3 protein-coding genes are annotated in these 2,621 nt (G+C 75.6%); 1 reads left to right on the top strand and 2 read right to left on the bottom strand.

The features are described 5' to 3' along the window. Together M4J07_RS47540 and M4J07_RS47535 are read right to left on the bottom strand one after the other, a co-directional pair. On the bottom strand, nt 1–620 hold a 620-nt coding region (locus M4J07_RS47540; RefSeq protein ID WP_255983606.1), incomplete at its 3' end, for a TetR/AcrR family transcriptional regulator. 473 nt (nt 621–1,093) lie between these two features. Further along, nucleotides 1,094–1,831: a peptidyl-tRNA hydrolase gene (locus tag M4J07_RS47535; protein ID WP_255983604.1), complete on the bottom strand. Its 738-nt coding sequence runs from the start codon at nt 1,829–1,831 to the stop codon at nt 1,094–1,096. Between the two features lie 80 nt (nt 1,832–1,911). Here M4J07_RS47535 and M4J07_RS47530 point away from each other — a divergent pair. Further along, nucleotides 1,912–2,621, top strand: a 710-nt coding sequence (locus M4J07_RS47530; RefSeq protein WP_255983602.1) for an ATP-binding cassette domain-containing protein, incomplete at its 3' end; no start/stop codon positions are given.

The raw sequence follows: 2,621 nt of genomic DNA, 5'->3' as shown, positions 1-2,621 counted from the left end.
GTCACCGCTGACGCGAGGCGGGCCGCGATGCCCACCCGGGCCCGCCGGTACCCGCCGGACTCGTCGTGCATCACCGAGTGCGCGTTCGCCATCTCCATCAGGGCGATCAACTCGAAGGCCAGCTGCGCCACATCGGTGTCCCGGTGCAGATCGCCCGCATCCCGCGCCTCCTGCGCGCACCGCTCGACCAGCGCGACCCAGGACCGCTGGGCCCGCGCCAGCGCGTCGTGCACCGCGCCCTCACGGGCGTCGTACTCCGCGAGCACCCCGTAGAAGAAGCAGCCGCCGGGGAACACCCGCGCGCGCGAGTACTCCAGCCACGTCTCGCACAGGTCCCACAGGCGCGCCACCCCGGGCGGCGTCGCCAGGGCCGGGCGCACGACCTTCTCCTCGTAGACGAGGGACGCCGCCCGCACGGTCGCGAGCTGCAGCTCCTCCTTGGAGCCGAACAGCGCGAACACCCCGCTCTTGCTGAGTTTCAGCTCCGTGGCGATGCGTCCGATCGACAGCGCCTCGAGCCCCTCCACCGAGGCGATGTCGACCGTCCGGCGCAGCACGAGCCGCCGGGTCTCGTTCCCCCGGGCGACCCTGCCGTCCACCGCACCGTCTGATTCCGCCATGGGTCCATGATGCGGCACGGGGGAGCGGCCGCCGCCGGCGGCAGAGCCGGCATCGGCGGCGGCCCGCGGGCACCGGAACGCGCGTCTCCCCCAGCGCGGTTCTGGTGCTCACCGTCCCCACCGGTCGGGGGGCGTGCGGGAGGTCGCCCCGCTGACCATGAGGACGCGAGGCCGGGGTCGCGTGTCGGCAACGACGCCCCCGGCCGCTCTGGGTGTGCGGACGGTGCGGACCCGGGGTCTCGGGGGCGGGATGGGGCCGGCTCCGCGGAGTCGGCTCATCCGAGTGTGAAAGGGCTCGGACGATTCGATGCTAGAACGCCGGACTCCGTACCGCCAGGGGCGGTTCCGGTCTCTTTCGGCAGGCTCCCGAGGAGCCGGGAGGCCCGCCGGTGCGCTGGGGCGGAGGACGGACCGTGAGGCGACGTCCGTCCCGGTCACCCCCGTTGCCGCACCCCCGGACGCCCTCGCTTCGGTCAGCGCGGCAACGGGCAGTAGCGGCTGCCGCCTTCGGTCACGACGGTCATCCCGGGGGCGATCTCCGTGAACCCGGCGTCCCGCACCACCGGGAGACCGCTGCGCGTCAGCGCCTCCCACCGGTCGCGCCCGGCGACCCGCACCGACAGCGGGAAGCCCGCCTCGCGCCAGTCCTTGCGTTCGGCGTCGGACAGCTCCCACCAAGCCAGTTGGGCGCCGTGTCCGGCCTGCGCCATGGACTTGCCCGCGGTCATGTCGAGCTCGGGGTTGAACCACAGGACCGGCGCCTGCGGGTCGGGCGCGGCGGGCGGCTCGGGGTCGGTCAGCTCCGTCCCCGACACCTGGAGGCGGGCCAGGTCCTTGGGCCAGCCGTCGAGCGGGACCGGCGGGAAGACCCGCACCTCGGCCGACGCGCCGGTGACCGTGATCCCGTCCAGCGCCTCGGCCCGGCACCACTCCGCGCCCCTGGCCCGCCGCACCACCTTGCGGATCCGGGCGTCCTGCCAGTCGCGCATCGCCTGCGCCCACTCCCCGTCGCCGAGCGAGCGCTCGTCGGAGAGCATCACCAGGACGGCACGCGCCGCCGTCTCCAGGGCGTCCGTGCGGGCCGGCGGCGCGGCGCGCTCGATGCGCACCACGAGCGGCAGCACGAACTGCGGTGCTTCGTCGCGGGCCGTGGGCTCGGCGCGGAACGGGCTGTCCTGGGAAGCGGGCGTGGAGGTGTCGTCACTGGTCACACCCCCCAGTCTGCCAGCCGCCGCCAGGACTCGTCGCCCTCCGCAACGTCGGCCGCCGCTACCGACTCGGCGGCCCCTGGGTGCTGCGCGGCGTCGACCTCGACGTCGCCGCGGGCACGCTGGTCCGGGTGCAGGGGGCCAACGGCACCGGCAAGTCGACGCTGCTGCGCCTGGTCGCCGGGATCGACGCCCCGGGGGAGGGGCGGGTCGTCGGCCGGCCGCGCACCGCCTACGTGCCCGAACGCTTCCCGGCCGCCCTGCCGTTCACCGCGCTCGGCTACCTCACGCACATGGGGCGCGTGCAGGGCCTCGTACGGGAGCGGGCCGCGCGGCGGGCCGGGGAGTGGCTGGAGCGGTTCGGCGCCGGCGGGTACGCGGGGACCGCCCTCGCCGAGCTCTCCAAGGGCAGCAGCCAGAAGGTCGCCGTGGCGGGGGCGCTGCTGGCCGCCCCGGAGCTGCTCGTCCTCGACGAGGCATGGACCGGACTGGACGCCGCCGCCCGCGACGAACTGGACCGGGTGGTCGCCGAGCGCACCACGGACGGCGGCGCCGTCGTCTTCGTCGACCACGACCCGCGCCGCCTGGCGGGATCCGCCGACGCGACGTACCTCATCGACGGGCCGACTCTGCGACCGGCGACGGAAGTCGACGTGTCGGCACCCGACGGCCCGCACGTCGTCGTCGAGGCGGTCGGCCCCGCCCGCGACCCCGAACTGCCGCAGCCGCACACCCTCGCCCGCCTCGACGCCCGCACCGTCCGTGTCACGGCCCCGGCCGCCCACTCCGACGG

This window comes from Streptomyces longispororuber (assembly GCF_024448165.1).
GTDB lineage: Bacteria > Actinomycetota > Actinomycetes > Streptomycetales > Streptomycetaceae > Streptomyces > Streptomyces longispororuber_A.
Note: the sequence above shows the minus strand (reverse complement) of the source record. Positions and strands in the feature narration are given on the sequence as shown.